The organism is Chitinophaga sp., from assembly GCF_036566945.1.
Classification (GTDB): Bacteria; Bacteroidota; Bacteroidia; order Chitinophagales; family Chitinophagaceae; genus Chitinophaga.
The window spans coordinates 1-16,697 of the sequence record NZ_DATCVJ010000133.1 but is presented as its reverse complement, the minus strand read 5'-3'; the positions used below and the strand labels follow the sequence as shown (position 1 = coordinate 16,697).

The window sequence follows — 16,697 nt, the reverse complement described above, 5'->3', positions numbered from 1 at the left end:
CACCATTCCCTTCAATGGTTAAGCCTTTAAAATTTTCAAAAAACAAACCGATGGTCTTTAACTTATCAGGGACTTCTGTTTCACTGGACGTATTGGAAATGAAATACGTTTTCTTCACTGCACTATCCGGATAAAAATCATACCTGCCGGGCTGAAACTCCAGCACGGCGCCAGGTTTATCCTTGCAGGCGGCAATGGCCTGTTGTACCCGCGCGGTTACATCGGTAAAGGTATTGGGCATAACGTTTACGGGAATACGTTGTTGCGCAAAAGTGGTCAGTGATAACAGTAAGCCTGTCAGTAGGGCCATAGGTCGGTACATCATTATCTGTTTATTGCTATTAATGGTCGCCAATGTACAGCTATTCAACGGCAAAGAAAACCCTGTATTAAAACAAAAACCAAATCATCGCTACCGCGGCAGCCGTCATTAAAATAAGCGTCAGCGTCCCCAGGATATTGGAAAAAATGGAATTCGTGAACTTGCCCATGATCTTTTTATTGTTGCCGATATGCATGATCATGGCAATCATGACCGGTGCTGTTAAACCATACGCAATGGCGGTGTACAGCAATGCCTTAATAGGACTCACGCCCAGGAAGTCGAGCGATAACCCCACGATCAGCGAAACGATGATGGAAATATAAAAAGGCTTCGCCTGCGAAAACTGCTTGTCTAACCCTGCAGACCAGCCCAGTGTTTCCGCCAGCATGTAGGACTGCGAACCTGCCAGCACCGGTATGGCCAGCAACCCCGTTCCCAATACACCGGTGGCAAAAATGAAATAGGTGAGTTTACCTGCCAGCGGTTGCAGCGCCTTCGCTGCCTGATCTACCGTATCTATCTGTCTTACCCCGGCAGGAAACAATACGCTGCCCGTCGTGAGGATAATAAAAAACATCACAATATTGGAAAATAACATGCCCGTGTTTACATCTGCCTTCATATCACTCAATACCCTTTTATCCACCACAATGCCTTTGGCGCTATGCGCCATGTCTTCCGCTTCCATAGTGGTTTGCCAGAAAAACAGATAGGGCGAAATAGTGGTGCCCAAAATGGCCACAATGATCGAGAAAAAATCTTTGTCGTACCGGATCGTAGGTATGAACGTATTCCTGGCCACTGCCAGCCAGTCCTGCTTTATCATAAAAGGCACTATGATATACAGCAGCAACGACATACAAAGCCACTTCAGGATCCGGGCAATTTTCTGATAGGAATACCGGATGATCACATACATCATCAGCGCAGTGATAGCTACACAAAATACAGACACCGGTATAACGGGAAAGATCATATGACATACGGCCCCCATGCCCTGAATATCTGCGCCCAGATTGAGCGTAATGGCCGGAAAGCTGAACAACAACATGGTATATAATACCGGACGGGGATAATGTTTTTTCAAGGTCACGGTTAATCCCTGACAGGTGACCAGTCCTATGCGTGCGCACATTCCCTGTATACCGGCCATCAGCGGGAAAGTCAGCAGGGAGGTCCATAATGTGGTTAACCCAAACTGAGCGCCGGCCTGTGAATAAGTGGCGATACCGGAAGGGTCGTCATCACTGGCGCCGGTGATGAGGCCGGGACCTAATTTCTTAAAAAAAGCGATGAGCTTATTTTCAGACGGAAGCGTTTCCATGCAGCAACGAAATTAATGGGTACGCAGTAAGTTAAACCAAAATTTGCAGAATCGGTATAGCAACGGCAAGCAGCCCGGTACACATCAAAAAAGGGTGTACCGATGGTATCGATACACCCCTGATTTATATCCGTCCGTTCCCCTCAGAACGTATGCATATACTCTTTATAACGATTGTATAAATGTCCGGCCTGTAGGTAGGCCGACTGCGGACTCATAAAATGTGAAAACTCGAAGGTGATGGCTTTATCATAACCCGCTCTCCTGGCGGCTTCCAGCTTCAACCGCAGCTTTTCAAATTTGATCGGCAGAAATTTAATTGGCATATCCCGGTCAAAACTTTCGGCGTTGGTCCAGCATTGCAGGCCATAACGGTCGGCCATCATTTTGTTGACGCGGAAAAAATCTTCCAGTTCACTATAGTCAATATGACCATCCTGGAAAGCGACTGCATCCACGGCGCCCCGGATACCATCAAATATTTCGCTCCATTCTTTTTCATGCTCCAGCAGCGATACCGATTCCGCTTTGCTGAGTTGCCCCGAAGCAGCCATCACCGCCTTTTTCCCATCTATCCAGGGAGAGATGAGCGTAGGCAGCCCGTTGCTCACGGCCTTACACTGCATGCCCAACGTACGGAAAGCATCGGCCGCCCCTTTTGTTTTACGACTGATTTCCATAGAAAGATACCAACCTTTAAAACTCTTATGATGACCGTAAGTATTCCAGACTTCTTCTATCACAAATCGGTTGCTGTCTGTTTCATGTTGCATGTCCCCGGTATCCCAGTATTTACCGCTGTCGTACAAACCGAAATAAAACTGCATGTCCAGTTCATCTGCCAGCTCCAGGTACATTTTCACCAAATCTACCGGCGGCTCGTAGCAGCCAAACTGACCAATAAGGTAGGGTGAGGGATAGGTAATAAACTTACGATACCCGCTACGGATGAGGATCACTGTGTCTATCCCGATGGCCTTCATGTGCTCAAAATCCCGGCGCCATTCTTCCCGGCCCCAGTTCTGGTGCGGGATATCGTGACTGATTTCATCTATAAATGTTCCTGTGATTTTCATGATAATAATTTTTAGACTACAACACGTTTTCTGCGAGCATCGGCGCCGGTGTTTGCTGCGGTACATTTTCGCCGGCGGTAATATCGAGGCGGTCGTACCAGGTAAATTTAAGGATCACCATACAAATGAGCCATACCCCCATGGCCAGAAATCCTTTTTCAAAATATCCGAACACAAAACAAATCGGCATAATCACCATGCTCATTTGCCAGCAAATACCTACGAGTATATTTAAAAGATCCCATTTAAACTGTTGATTCGGCACAAACGAAGGATCTACCATTTTCGCCCAGCGGGCTACGGGCCTCCACCAGCCCCATGGGCGGGTGTTTACGTAGAAATCCGTCAACACCTGCTGATTGGCCGCCGGTGTCAGCAAACAACCCAGCACACTGCCTGTCATAGAAAACACCAGGATGATAAAGAACGAAATCAGGGTGCCGATACCGCTGCCAAAAAGATCTGCGTATTGCGGGAAATATGCCGTGGCCAGCAAGTCCATCAATTTTGGTACAAAGGTAGCAGAGATCAGTCCTACCAGCATACCCGAGAAATAACCGTAGCCGTTAAAACGCCACCAGATCCACTTTAACACGTTAGCCGCCGCATAACCGCCGTAAAGCGCCGAGGAAATCCACAGCGTGAGAGAGCTGAGTGAATTGGCAAATAACCCAAAAATGCAACCGGTGAGAATCACCGCGATGGAAGTGATGTAACTCCACTTCACATAATGACCGGGTGCTTCATTGGGTCTGAAATATTTTTTATAAAAATCGTTTACCAGGTAAGCCGGCGCCGCATTCACAAAAGCAGAAAATGTACTCATAAAGGAAGCCAGCAAACCAGCCAGCACCACACCTCTTACGCCTGCGGGCAAATAGCCGCCCACTACCCTGCTCAGGATAATTTCAAAATCCGGTTTTGCCTGTCCCTGTAATACCGGCATTAAATAATTGATGCCGATCAGTGTTAACGCGCTCACCATCATAAACAAAGGGATGTATAATACCAGGTTGGTGAAGCCGGTGAGCATGGCTGCTTCCTTTGGCTTTTTGGCACTGAGGATACGTTGCATGTCGAACCCGGGCACGGGCCCGGCGAGACTGGAAAACAAACCTTTTGCAATCATCATCATCACCAATGCACCGAACCAGGTAAATCCATCTTCTGCTACTTTCTGATTGGCTTGCGGAAATGTGTTGTTCCAGTTCACATCCAGCTTCCAGGTAGGCCAGAAATTACTCCAGCCTTCAGGTACTTTTTTATGCAGCTCTGTATAATTTACATCATGCACCGCATAGGTCACTACCAGCACACAGCTCACCAGCAGGATACCATATTGCAGTACCTCTGTGGCCACTACGCTGTACATACCACCTTTCACCGTATATAAAGTGGTGAGTGCCACAATAATCACCGCATAGGTTTGCTGACTGCTCAGCAACGGATTAGTAAGGTCCCAGGGCAAAATACTGCCGCTGAATTTACCGATGCCAACAAACACATAACCGATAAATCCGATCACGCTCACGATGGCAAACAGCACCACAATAATATGTGCCAGCCTGCCGCCGCGGTCATCGCCAAAACGTTTAATGATCCAGTCCGCCCCCGTCATGGCATTGCTGCGCCTGATCCACACTGCCAGAAATACCATCACAAAAATCTGATTCCAGATAGGCCATAGCCAGGGCAGCCACGCGGCTTTGAAGCCATACACAAATAGCAGCGCCACATAAAAAGCGGTACCGCTTACATCAAACATCCCGCTACTATTACTGAATCCCAGCCAGTACCACTTGATATTATTATCTCCCAGGAAATACGACTGGATATTTTTAGAAGCTTTCTTCGATATCCAGAATCCAAGCCCCACAATAACGGCCAGATAAAGAAAGATGATCACAATGTCGATTGTCGCCAGATTCATGATGTGTTGGTTGAGAATTACGAATTACGAATTACGAATTACGAACCTATACGGAGATGGTAAACGCGGAGATCTTCTCACAAATCCGTAATTCGTAATTCGTAATTCTTTAAATTAATCGTTGTTGCTGCAATACGTTTACCCATTTCAGATAGCCTTCACCAGAAAGGTGTAAGCCGTCGTAGGTATAACGGGCATCCAGTTGCCCGGCGCCGTCCAGCAAGGCATCGTATACATTCACAAAAGAAATGTGCATATCTGTTGCCATTTCGCGGATACCGGTATTCAGTGTTTTTATTTGCTCATTGGTACCGCTGTAATATTGCCGGCCTATCAGTTGATTGTTAATCGGGAATACGCTTTGAACATAAATGCGGGTGGCGGGCGATTGTGCCTGTACAGCGGCAATAATGCGGCGATACGTTTGTACAATCGATGCAGCAGGCATTTGTTTATTAATATCGTTGGTGCCTACCAATATAAACAAACGGGCGGGTCGATGCCGGATCACCTCTTCTACCCTCGCGAGGAGGCCATTGGTATTGTCGCCCGCAATGCCCCTGTTCAGGACGTTGGCTTTGCCCAGGAACTCCGACCAGTCGCCCCACTGCGTGATACTGTCTCCAAAAAAAATAACCGGCTTCTTTGCCACCGGCAATTGTTTAAAATACGCCGTGCGGCTGTCGTACAAATAATTATGATAGCTCGAATCCTGTGCCGACAACTCCGATAGTGCGCATATTAACAGCATAGATAAGAGGGGGATGATCTTCTTCATATAATATATGTTTTTCACACGGGACAACAAGATAGGCAGCCCCATGGAGAATAACGAATGTTACTTATCCTGTAATCCTGCTTTTACTTCATCCCATAATGGCTGTTGCAATTTGTTGTACTGCGGCGCATAGAGATGTACCAAATCAAAAATCATCACACCGGATGTTTGGGCAAGAATCATTTTAATGGCTTTGCGGATATCTGACTTACTTTTCCAGTCGGTATTACCGGCATCAATACTGCCCACCAGCGGCACTTTGCCTTTGGTCACGTAGCGGCCACCATTCAGTGATCCTTCCAGGCTCCACCAGTTGTAGGTTAAATTGGCGGTAGCCGGATTATCTGCCAATAATAACTGAGAGAAATAATTACCAGTCATCAGCAATCCCAGTTCTTCTGCATATCCATAATCTTTCGTTTGCGGATAGGCCCAGTCCATGCGGATTTTAGGATCGTTAAACGGATCGTATTGCTGACTGGCCCAGTTCACCCCCACCGGGTAATAATCGCCATACCAGCCCCCTACATAAGATCCAAACAACGCGTCGGCACGTGCCGCCTTCACCGCCGCATGCGCTTTTTTCACAAAATTGTAGATCACACTCATACGATAGGCCAGCCAGCGTTTATAATATTTGCCCGTCACCGCAGGCATGGTTTGGCCACTTTCTGTTTTCCAGCTACTCACAATGTCTGCGGGGAAGTTCAGGAAATTGGCATTCTGGTCGTTAAATACGTCTTTCAGGTATTGAACAAACTGCGTTTTACTATAGTCGGAAAAATCCGCATCGATGTTCGCATATCTTCCATAGTCCAGGATGACGCCATCTACCGCATACTTTGTTACAATCTCTTTCAGGATGTTGATGATACGGTCCTGTACTTCCGGATAGGCAGGATTCACGAATCCGTTCCTTCCCGTGGAAGTAATAGGTACACGCTTACCACTGACATCACATACGATGGACTGGTACTTATTTTTAAACGTGGCATCTTCATACACCGCACCGGTTTTATTGTCGTAGTCACCTTCCACAAACGTCATTACAGACGCATATACTTTCAGTTTTCTTTCTTTCGCGGTTTTCACCATAAAGTCCAGGTAGTCCACACCGGCAGGCAGGGATTTACCGTTATGGCTGCTTACCTTGCTGGTATAAGCACTTTGGAAGACGGTATGGCCGGAGGACTCTTTTACATCTACCACCAAAGCGGTGATACCAATTTGCTGTAGGGTATCGAGCGTTTTGCGGATAGCAGCCGTATCATTAAAACGGCCATAGGTGCCGAATACATTTGCATTCAGGTCTATCCATACAATCGCTTCTTTTTTACCGGTGGGTATGGCTACCGTGTCGGAGCCATCGCCGGGATCTACAGGCGGCGCATCGTTATTTTTTTTGCATCCGGCTGCAGCCAGTATCAGGAGGCAGAGTGCAGGCAGTAACGTTGATTTTATCATGACAAATTATTTTAGAACACGGGCAACCGGCAACAGGCGCCGGTTACCCGTGTAATGATCATTAATAGGTAGTCAGTTCATAGCCCACAATGCCCACATTGGTGAGCACCATATAGATGTAAGCGCTGGAGCGGTCGGCAGAGAAGCTCACGCACAGATCGCCGGTACCGTTGCCATTATCTGCCGCCCCATTGATGACTTCGGAGTTGAAGACATTAAAGGCGCCATAGGCCGGATTGTTAGGCGACATACTGATCGCCGCCGGATCGGTAACATCAAACAACGCGATATTACCACCGTTCAAACTCCAGGAGGTATATTTCAGGAAAGCGAAATAGCTGGCGCCATTGAACTGGAAATACAGGGAAGGGGCATGGAAGATGTTACCCGCCGCGTCGCCATTGAAAGCGGACGTACGCACGTTGGTACCACCATTGACCATGGCAATTTCGCTGCCGTAGTTAAGGAAATAAGTGCCGCTGAAAGATACGGTGGTAGGCACCGCATCAGCGAGGTAGCCGAAGCTGCCGGAGCCGGAGGCATACGTAGCAATAGCAGGTGCGGCATTCACATCCGGCACATTGGCCGCGTTCACGATTTTACCATCGTGGATACGCCATTTAAACACATCGTTGGTGAGCGAAGCCGTGGCATAAATCACTGCATCTTTATTCAGGTCTCCGTATATGCGTACCCGTCTGCCCAAACCGCCCCAGGCAATGGTGTTGGTCCATTCCAGGATTTTTACCGGTGCGGCATCGGTGGCACTTTGCCAGCGGTACAGCTGAAACTTATCCCCACTTGCTGCGAAAGTAGCACCCAACAAAGCGCCGGTGCTATCGTTCTGCATCTGGAAAGACCAGTAATTACCAGCAGGTAACGGCATATCCCGTACGTAGTTGCCGGTAGTACGGTTGAACAGGCGTAGTTTGGAAGGATTGGTATTGCTGACAATTACCAGGTGATCTCCGCTTACCGCCATGCTGGTTTCCGTATAGTCGGTACTGATACCACCACCGCCGGAAGCAGCTCCCAGCTTAATAAAGAGTTTACGTGTAATGCCAATGCCATATGGTTTCTTCACCGGTGGCATTACTTTCAGCGTATATTGTTTGATAATACCGTCTATACTCTTTACCGTAAAAGGCATATCCGCAGAGAGATCCAGCGTAGCGCCGGCAGCGATGGAAGTAGTAGAATGGCTGTTCACCGTTACGGTTACTTTTACTTTACTCACATCGGTGCCCGGCAGGATGTAAAAAATAACGTTGTTATCTTTTATCACTGCTTCCATTTCTGTTTCCACACCATCCAGTAAATAGTTGATGGTAGCGCCTTTTACACCAACGTCTCCTACTTTTTTGGCAACGACTACCAATGACTTTTTGATACCGGTGCCACCTTTAATATCCAGCTTTACCGGTTTGGATAAATCCATGGGGACGCCCAAAGCGGGCGTTATCACGGCATCCAGCGGGATATTGGCACGGAGCACCAGTTTGGTGATATCGGTTTCATTATCCGATTCTACCGGATAAAAATAGGGGACGTCTACATAGGCCGTGTCTCTGGCGTTGCTGTACACCGGATCAAACCGGGCGTCTTTTACGCCGGGTAGTCCTACCCAGATATCCTGCAGGTTATTATCTTCTTTTGGGAAAATGGGCTCGGGCTGGCGGCAGCCGGTAAAAGCGATGCCCAACCCCAGTATGATGAATATATTGCGCATATAATAGCTCATTTATGGTGATGCATGGTTGTTACCAACCCTGAATTTGTTTCATTGCAGGATTCTTGATGATCTCATCCTGCGTGATAGGCATGTAATAGAAAGACGTTGGGAAATAACGGTTTTCCTTATCGCAGTCTACTTCCGTATAGTCATATCCGTTACCATTAGCGGTGACTTTATGCCCATGGAAACGCACATTGTTTAACACAATATGCGCCTTCCGCCAGCGGCGGAGGTCCCAGTAGCGGTGACCTTCAAAGGCCAGTTCTACTTTGCGTTCATGTTCAATGGCGGCCATCATGGCATCCGGTGTAGCAGCTACCACACCTGGCAAATGCACCCTGTTGCGCACTTTATCCAGTGATATTTTTGCTTCCGGAATCCGGTTCAGTTTAGTGAGTGCTTCTGCATGAATGAGTAATATTTCTGCGTAGCGCATTTCTATCCAGGGTTGATTACTGCCTTGCACGAGGATGTCTTTGTTGGTTTCATCCAGCATTTTACGCACGTAGTAACCGGTCACCGTTTTGCGTGGATCGGTAGCTACTTTAAAATCGATGTAGCCTTCTTTTTCGTCGTCTGGTGTGGTATTAAGGGTTCTGCCTTTCCAGGAAGCGCCATTGTACAGGACGGTGGCGTAGAACCTTGGTTCACGGTTTGCGTAAGGATCTGCGGCCATGTCTGTTTCTGACCAGGAAAATTTCCGGCCATCTGCCATTTCATATTCATTCACCAGTTCTGCGGTCGGTACGCCGGTGGCACCGCCGCCGTCTACATCTGCCGGAGGACAAAAAAAGTAGTCCAGCTGATGGGTAACGCCGGGACGCTGATAATACAGCGCAAAAATGGCTTCCTTGCTGTTGGCGTTGGTAAACAGTTTACCATAATCCGCTTCCAGGTCATATACACCGGAGGTAATCACGGCTGCTGCAGCATCTGCGGCATGCTGATAGTACTCCAGCTTTTGGGCGGCTGGTACACCGGTGAGTGGATCTTTGTTGAATTGTTTATTGTCGTACTCCGCTACGGATGCAGCGTATAGCCATGCGCGTGCCAGGAGGCCATAAGCGGCACCTTGTGTAGCGCGTCCTTTTTGTGCGGCAGGTCGTTCTTTGGGCAGGTGTGCGGCGGCAAAGCTGAGGTCTTTCGCAATAAAATTCCACACCTCTTCTTCACTGCTGCGGGCCATACTTTGCCCGGTGGGCAGATGATCCATGAGGATGACGCTGCCATTGATACGTGCCAGCCAAAAGTAGGAATAGGCGCGGATATAGCGGGCTTCTGCTTCGTACTGTACTTTTTGTTCATCCGTAATTTTCGCGTACAACTGCATCCCGTTAAGGAATTCGTTGATACGGCGGATATTGACATAAGCCGCATCCCAAACGGAAATACCCGGAGCGGTAGCATTCACCTGCCCCGGGTTATAAGCCAGCTTGTTCACTGTTCCGTTGCCGGTAGTATTGGAAGTATATTTCTCGAGATCGGTGAGTGCATCGGTGGCATTGCTGTAACCGATGGGAAACTGACCAAAAGAAAATGGTTTAAACTGATCGTACATGCCATACATATACAGGTCTACGCTGCTGGCATTTTTCCAGATGGCCGCATCGGTATAACGGTCGCCGGGCATCCCGTCCAGCTTACAGGCCTGCATCCCGGCTGCCATTACCAACAGCAGCAGCAGGGCATTTTTTATATTTGAACAAAACGTTGTCATAAGTAATATCGTTTCCGTTTAGAAAGTAAGATTTGCGCCAAAAGACATCATCTGTTGCTGTGGATAGAAACCGTTATTCACATTCGGCATTTCCGGGTCCATATACTTCAGATGATCCAGTGTAAAGAGATTGAATCCTGCGAGATAGAAGCGGCATTTTTCAATGTTCAGTTGCTTTAACACTGATGCGGGCACGGTCACGCCTATCTGGGCAGATTTCAACCGCACATAAGCGCCATTCTTCACCCATTGCGAATTGGCCCAGCCATTATGATTCGGGAAACCGGCCCTGTCGGCCGTTAAGCGCGGATAGGCAGCGTTAGGATTGTCTGGGGTCCAGGCTTGTTCCACCAGGTAGTAAGGGCTGTTACCAGCACCATAAAACGGACGGGTAAACGGTGTATTATCATTTACACCGGAAGTACCGGAAGAACCTTCATATTCTCCACCCAGCGATACATCTACCAATGAAGCACCCTGTATCAGTGCAGACACATCAAAGATGCCATACCGTAATTCCAGGTTCAGGCCATACATGATTTGTGGTGTATTACTACGACCCATGTAGGTGATATCATCCGTGGTGATTTTACCATCGCCGTTGATGTCTTTATATTTGATAAAACCCGGCGCCGCGCCACCACTTGGAGAGGTAGGCCAGTTGTTCACTTCGTCCCAGTTCTGGAATAAACCTTCTGAAATAAAACCTTTCTTTTCACCGATCATTCTACCCGGTGATCTTTGCCATGCAGGCCACCCATCGGGATCATTCTTCACCAGGATTTTATTGCGTGACCAGTTGAAGTTACCGGTAATGCCGTAATCCAGCTTACTGTTTACTTTATGACGGTGAGTGATTTGCAGGTCCAGTCCGCGCACATTGGCCATACCACGATTCACTACCTGGTAGTAATAACCACCCATAGAAGGCGCAAATAAATTACCCTGTACGTCGAGGATATCTTTGGTGATCTTGTAGAAATAATCTGCAGTTAAGGACCAGGCGCCATTAAACAGACTTACATCAGCGCCTGCGTTGGTGGTGTAAGCGTTTTCCCATTTGAGGTTCACGTTAGGAATACTACCTGAATAAATGCCGGACACTGACTTATCGCCAATCACCACCACCGGTTTTTCCGACAGCGAAAAAGTCTGCATATACTGATAGTTACCAAACCCTCTGTCATTACCGGTTTTACCGTAAGATCCCCGTAGTTTCAGGAAATCTACTGTCTCTTTCAACCCGGCAAAAAAATGTTCTTCACTCATCACCCATCCTGCGGAAACGGCCGGGAAAAAGCCCCAGCGATTATTGACAGGAAAGTATACCGACCCATCATAGCGGGATACCAGTTCCAGCAGGTAGCGGTTTTTATAGGCGTAGTTGATCCTTGCCACCAGGCCGGAACGGGCGCCGGTGCCACTGTTGCCCGTAGGTTGTACGATGTATTTATTATCCTGATCACGGAAATCAATTTCCTTCAGTTCTGTCAACGCCAGGTTGCTGCCGCCCGCAGAAAAGCCGTTGTTGTCGGTTTGGGAATATTCATATAACGCCAGTGCCTTAATACTATGACTACCAATGTTGGTGCTATAGTTGATGCTGGGCTGAAATGTTTGCCGCGTATTATTGGCCTGTGATTGTCTGACTGTATTCACGTTGATACCGGGAGGCAGCGAAGGATTCCAGTAGAAGCCGGTACTGCTTTGTTCTCTTACCATCAGCGTATAGGGTTCTGTCCAGCTTTTGAATTCCTGGAAAGATTTATCATAGGCGGTCATTAGTTTGAGGTCCAGGCCGCGTACATAAGGCACGTGCATGGTGAAGGTCATAGCGCCCTGGAAGGTGCTGGTCACATATCGTTGCCAGCCGGATTGGTCGATGACGGCCATAGGATTCACGATACCGGAGTTAGAGCGTGTAGCCGTTGGCGTGCCATCAATGGTAGCAGGAATATTGGGGAGTGCCCTCACTGCCTGGTAGAAGGGATTCATATATTCACCATCATCTGCCGGGATACCAGTGCTGTTGCGTGTTTCCTGGCGTGCGCCGAGATCAAAGGCCACAGAAAAAGTTTTGCTGATCGTAGCATCGATGTTGGTTCTGGCATTGAATCTTTTATAATCAGATCCTTTCACCACCCCTTCCTGGTTCAGGTAGCTGATGTTGGAAAAATAGCGGATCTTATCGGTACCACCTCTTACGCTTACACTGTGGTGTTGTGCCATTGTTTTCCTGCCGGTGAGCATGCCCGTCCAGTCGGTGTTACCGAGGTAAGGATCTTTGTTGGTGCCATTACGCAGTGCGTTGATCTGTGCATCGGAATAGGTATAGGGAATAGGATCACCACCGGTAGCGGTGAGGTAATCGTTGTCCATCTGCTCTCCTTTTTTGAACCAGTACATATAGTCCGGTCCATTCAGAAATTTAGGGAAGCGGGTAAAAGCGGTGCGGGTAAATTCGCCATCGTACGATACAACAGGTTTGCCGGTAGCCCCTCTTTTGGTGGTCACGAGAATAACGCCGTTAGCGCCTTGCACACCGTAGGTAGCTGCAGCGGCGGCATCTTTCAGGAGCGTAATAGTTTCTACTTCTGCCGGATCCAGGCTGCCGAAAGAACGTTGTACCCCATCTACAATCACCATGGGTGAGTTGTTGTTATAGGTACTTTGTCCGCGGATCAGCAGGGTGGCATCGTCAAAACCGGGGCGACCGGAAGTTTGGGTAGCGACCAGTCCCGGAAGCCGCCCTGCCAGCGCGTTGGTGAGGTTCATGGCCGGCACTTTTTTCAGTTCCGCCGAAGAAATCTGCGCTACGCTGCCGGTAAGGGACGCTTTCTTTTGTGTACCATAACCTACGACCATCACTTCGTTCAGGTCTTTCGAATTTTCTTTCAGGATAGCGTTGAAAGATTGTCCTGGTGTAACGGTAATAGTAATGGTAGAGAAGCCGGTCATCGATACCTGCAATGTTAGCGGGGTATTGCCGGCAGCAGGCAGACTAAAACTACCATCTACATTAGATACCATGCCATTTTTGGTCCCTTTTACCAGGATGGTGGCGCCGGGAAGTGCATTCCCTTTTTCATCCCTGACGGTACCTTTTACGGTTTGTTGTTGTGCTACCGCCAGCAGCTGCTGCATGATCAAGGCGATCATCAGCAGGCTGCTGCGCCACATCAGCGCTTTTAGATTCGGTTTACGTTTACTCATAACTTTTGTTTTAGCTGTTAGCAATTAGCTTTTAGCTTTTAGTCTTTAGCGATTTAGCAATTAGTCTTTAGCGATTTAGCAATTAACTATTAGCAGTTATCAGTTATCTAACAGCTAATAGCTAACAGCTAATAGCTACTAAAAGTGGTGTACACCTGGTATAGTGCGCGGGGTACATGGAAACAGCCTTTCCATTTGCCGCCTTTAAGTGGCAGCAACACCTTACCTTGCCTGTTCAGGTAACCGAACCATTCTCCATGTTCCGGATCGCGGAAATGTTTCCAGGTATAGTCATGTACTTTTTTAAACCAGGCCGCGCAGCGTTTGTCGCCGGTATAGGCATAGCCTTTGGCTAAAGCGATGAGTGCTTCCACATGTACCCACCATAATTTCTGATCCCATTCCAGTTGTTGCGGAGGATGACCTAGGATATCTTTAAAATAAAGGATGCCGCCGAATTCCTCATCCCATCCGTATTCCAGGGTATCGAGCATGATATCGCAGGCTTTGCGCAACAGGGTGGGATCATTTACTCTTTTGGCGAGGTCCATGATAAACCACATGGCTTCAATACCATGCCCGGGATTGACGAGGCGGCCATCGAAGCTGTCGGAGAAAGCGCCGTTGGCATATACGTTTTCTACGATCAGTTTTTTATCTGGTTGATAAAACACCTCCATGACTTCATGAAGAACAGTCGGGATAAATTCGGCTACGCGGGTGGCGCCCAGCAGGTGTTCCATTTCGAGCGACAGGTTACAGAGGATCATCGGTAAGCTGAAACCTTTGAGGGAGCGGGTGCCAGGGTATGCCTTATTGTAGGTACCTTTCCAGTTGTCCTGGCGACGAAGAATATTCTCGAACGTAGACAGCGCGATGTCTTTAAAGCGATCCTGCGGCGCTGCTTTGTCGAGTGCGGCAAATCCCATCGCAGCGAAACAATCACTGAAAATATTATAGGCCTGTACTAATGGTTTACCTTGTTCATTGAGAGAAAAATACCAGTTGCCTTTTTCATCGCGACCGTATTTTTCCATGAAGGTGGCGCCATGTAAGGCCATGTCCAGCCATTCCTGCCGGGGCGCTATTTTATGGAACATGTGGCTGAAGCACCATACTTCTCTTCCCTGCAGCCACATAAATTTATCGGTATCGAATATGCTGCCGTCTCTGTTCAGGCAGGTATAAAATCCACCGTTCTTTTCGTCTTTACTGTGGTTGACCCAAAAGGGTAAAATGTTATCAAGTAGTTCGTCTTTGTATAACGCGGCATAATAAGGTGTATTTAATCCGTTGGTTGTTTCTTCCCATCCTTGTGGTTGATCGGCGATTTTTGGTTGCATTCTTTTTAAATAATTTTATTTACGAAGGACAATTTATTATTATTTTAATTACAAAGCAACACTTCGTAAATAAATTTATTATTAAATAGGATTTCATGACAACTTGGTTAACTTTATTAATTATATACTACTTTTAAAGAAAATATCACATTTATTGCATGACAACCCAGGAAAGCATATTTGACATCTTTTCAGAAGAGCACCTCGCCGGCGTGGCTTATAAGAATAAATCCCTCAAGAGATCCATCATTGACCATCTTGATCAGTCGGGCAATAGTACCATTACTGATCTGACCATAGCCCTGAACATCAGTGTGCCCAAAACCACCAGTCTTATTAATGAGCTGATGACCGACGGCATTGTGAAGGACTATGGTAAAGACGATTCCAAAGGTGGGCGCAGGGCCAGCATGTACGGTCTGGTAGCGGAATGCGGGTTCTTTATTGGGGTAGACATCAAAAACTTTTATGTGAATCTGGGGCTGCTGGATTTCAAAAAAGAACTGATCACGTCGGAGATGCATGTACCTTTTACCCTGGCCAACACACCGGAATCCTTTAAAGACCTGATTGACCTGATCCTCCATTTTATCAATAATGTATCAGTCGATAAGAAAAAGATCTTCGCTGCCTGCCTGAATTTGTCGGGTCGTATTAACAGCGAAAAAGGCTATAGCTACAGCTATTTCCACTTCAACGAAGAGCCGCTCAGCCAGATCGTGGAAAATGCTATTGGCATCAAAACCTTTGTGGAAAACGATTCCAGGGCCATGGCCTACGGGGAGTTTTACAATGGCACCGTACACGATGAAAAGAATGTATTGTTCCTGAACCTGGACTATGGTATCGGCCTGGGCATTATGATAGATGGAAAGATATATCGCGGTAAATCCGGCTTCAGTGGCGAGTTTGGGCATATTCCTATCTTCTCCAATGAAATCATTTGCCATTGCGGCAAAAAGGGTTGCCTGGAAACAGAAGCCTCCGGACAGGCCCTGATCCGCATGTTCCAGGAAAGGATTGAACAGGGACATACTTCTGCTCTACTCCAAAACAAGAAGATGCCGGACAACCTGCGGGTATCCGATATTATACAGGCTACCCTGCACGAAGACACGCTGTGTATAGAGCTGATCGCGGAACTGGGCGAAAAAATAGGCAGGGGTATTTCCGTACTCATCAACCTGTTCAACCCTGAATTAGTGATCATAGGCGGTATACTGGCCGATACCGGTGATTATATCCGCCTGCCCATACGCAGTGCCCTCAACAAGTATTCCCTTAGCCTGGTGAATAATGATACCCAGCTGAGAATGTCTAAACTCCATGAAAAGGCCGGTATTATTGGTGGTTGCCTGATTGCCAGGCATAACCTGCTTGCTTTTAATAAATAATTACACCAACGGTGATTGTTTTTTAAATTAATTTATTAAGTTTGTTTCGATTAATAATAATATTAACTATTCATCGCAACAACTAATGGTTAAAACGAGTATATCCGCCAACGGAAAGAAGGTCCTGTTATTCAGCTATGCCATCGCAACGGGCTGTATTGCCCACGCACAGGGTGTGTCCGCCGCATTAACACAAGTCATTAAAAATACGCCGCAAGGACATACCCTGGCTGTACCCGGCCTGCTCAACGAGCAATTGCCACAGATAAACTACCTGAAAATGGTATTGCCAGGGCCTCAATTCCTGATTTCCGACGACCCTGAATATATTCGTGTACCCGAGGGCGTTGCCCTGAGAGAACCTGTGCAGGCAGGGTCGGTAAGACTGTATCTCTATA

Annotated in this window: 10 protein-coding genes and 2 pseudogenes; 2 read left to right on the top strand and 10 right to left on the bottom strand. The window is 47.5% G+C overall.

Annotation, left to right across the window (positions count from 1 at the left end; translation table 11 throughout):
* From VIP81_RS03900 to VIP81_RS03855, 10 genes and pseudogenes are all read right to left on the bottom strand, one after another.
* A pseudogene (locus VIP81_RS03900) lies at positions 1–310 on the bottom strand (hypothetical protein); the annotation flags it as partial.
* 79 nt (positions 311–389) lie between these two features.
* Positions 390–1,649, bottom strand: a complete 1,260-nt coding sequence (locus VIP81_RS03895; RefSeq protein ID WP_331957169.1) for a divalent metal cation transporter — start codon at positions 1,647–1,649, stop codon at positions 390–392.
* A 143-nt stretch (positions 1,650–1,792) separates the two neighbouring features.
* Positions 1,793–2,725, bottom strand: coding sequence for a DUF4434 domain-containing protein (locus VIP81_RS03890; RefSeq protein ID WP_331957167.1), 933 nt, complete (start codon positions 2,723–2,725; stop codon positions 1,793–1,795).
* Positions 2,726–2,741: 16 nt separating this feature from the next.
* Positions 2,742–4,655 carry a sodium:solute symporter family protein gene (locus VIP81_RS03885; protein ID WP_331957166.1) on the bottom strand — a complete coding sequence of 638 codons (1,914 nt, stop codon included), beginning with the start codon at positions 4,653–4,655 and terminating at the stop codon, positions 2,742–2,744.
* A gap of 109 nt (positions 4,656–4,764) precedes the next feature.
* Entirely contained in the window at positions 4,765–5,433 is a 669-nt protein-coding gene (locus tag VIP81_RS03880) for a GDSL-type esterase/lipase family protein (RefSeq protein ID WP_331957165.1), read from the bottom strand.
* A gap of 60 nt (positions 5,434–5,493) precedes the next feature.
* On the bottom strand, positions 5,494–6,897 hold the full coding sequence (locus VIP81_RS03875) for a family 10 glycosylhydrolase (protein WP_331957164.1): 1,404 nt from the start codon (positions 6,895–6,897) through the stop codon (positions 5,494–5,496).
* A 61-nt stretch (positions 6,898–6,958) separates the two neighbouring features.
* Positions 6,959–8,626: a DUF5018 domain-containing protein gene (locus VIP81_RS03870; protein ID WP_331957163.1), complete on the bottom strand. Its 1,668-nt coding sequence runs from the start codon at positions 8,624–8,626 to the stop codon at positions 6,959–6,961.
* Positions 8,627–8,657: 31 nt separating this feature from the next.
* On the bottom strand, positions 8,658–10,349 hold the full coding sequence (locus VIP81_RS03865) for a RagB/SusD family nutrient uptake outer membrane protein (protein WP_331957162.1): 1,692 nt from the start codon (positions 10,347–10,349) through the stop codon (positions 8,658–8,660).
* 18 nt (positions 10,350–10,367) lie between these two features.
* Positions 10,368–13,562 (bottom strand): TonB-dependent receptor, encoded by a 3,195-nt coding sequence (locus tag VIP81_RS03860; RefSeq protein ID WP_331957161.1) that lies wholly within the window; start codon positions 13,560–13,562, stop codon positions 10,368–10,370.
* 128 nt (positions 13,563–13,690) lie between these two features.
* Complete coding sequence (locus VIP81_RS03855) at positions 13,691–14,905, bottom strand: AGE family epimerase/isomerase (RefSeq protein ID WP_331957160.1); 1,215 nt, start codon at positions 14,903–14,905, stop codon at positions 13,691–13,693.
* Between the two features lie 158 nt (positions 14,906–15,063).
* On the opposite strand from VIP81_RS03855, the gene VIP81_RS03850 reads away from it, so the two are divergent.
* Both VIP81_RS03850 and VIP81_RS03845 read left to right on the top strand, forming a co-directional pair.
* Positions 15,064–16,299, top strand: a complete 1,236-nt coding sequence (locus tag VIP81_RS03850) for an ROK family protein (protein ID WP_331957159.1) — start codon at positions 15,064–15,066, stop codon at positions 16,297–16,299.
* An 85-nt stretch (positions 16,300–16,384) separates the two neighbouring features.
* Positions 16,385–16,697, top strand: a pseudogene (locus VIP81_RS03845) (hypothetical protein); the annotation flags it as partial.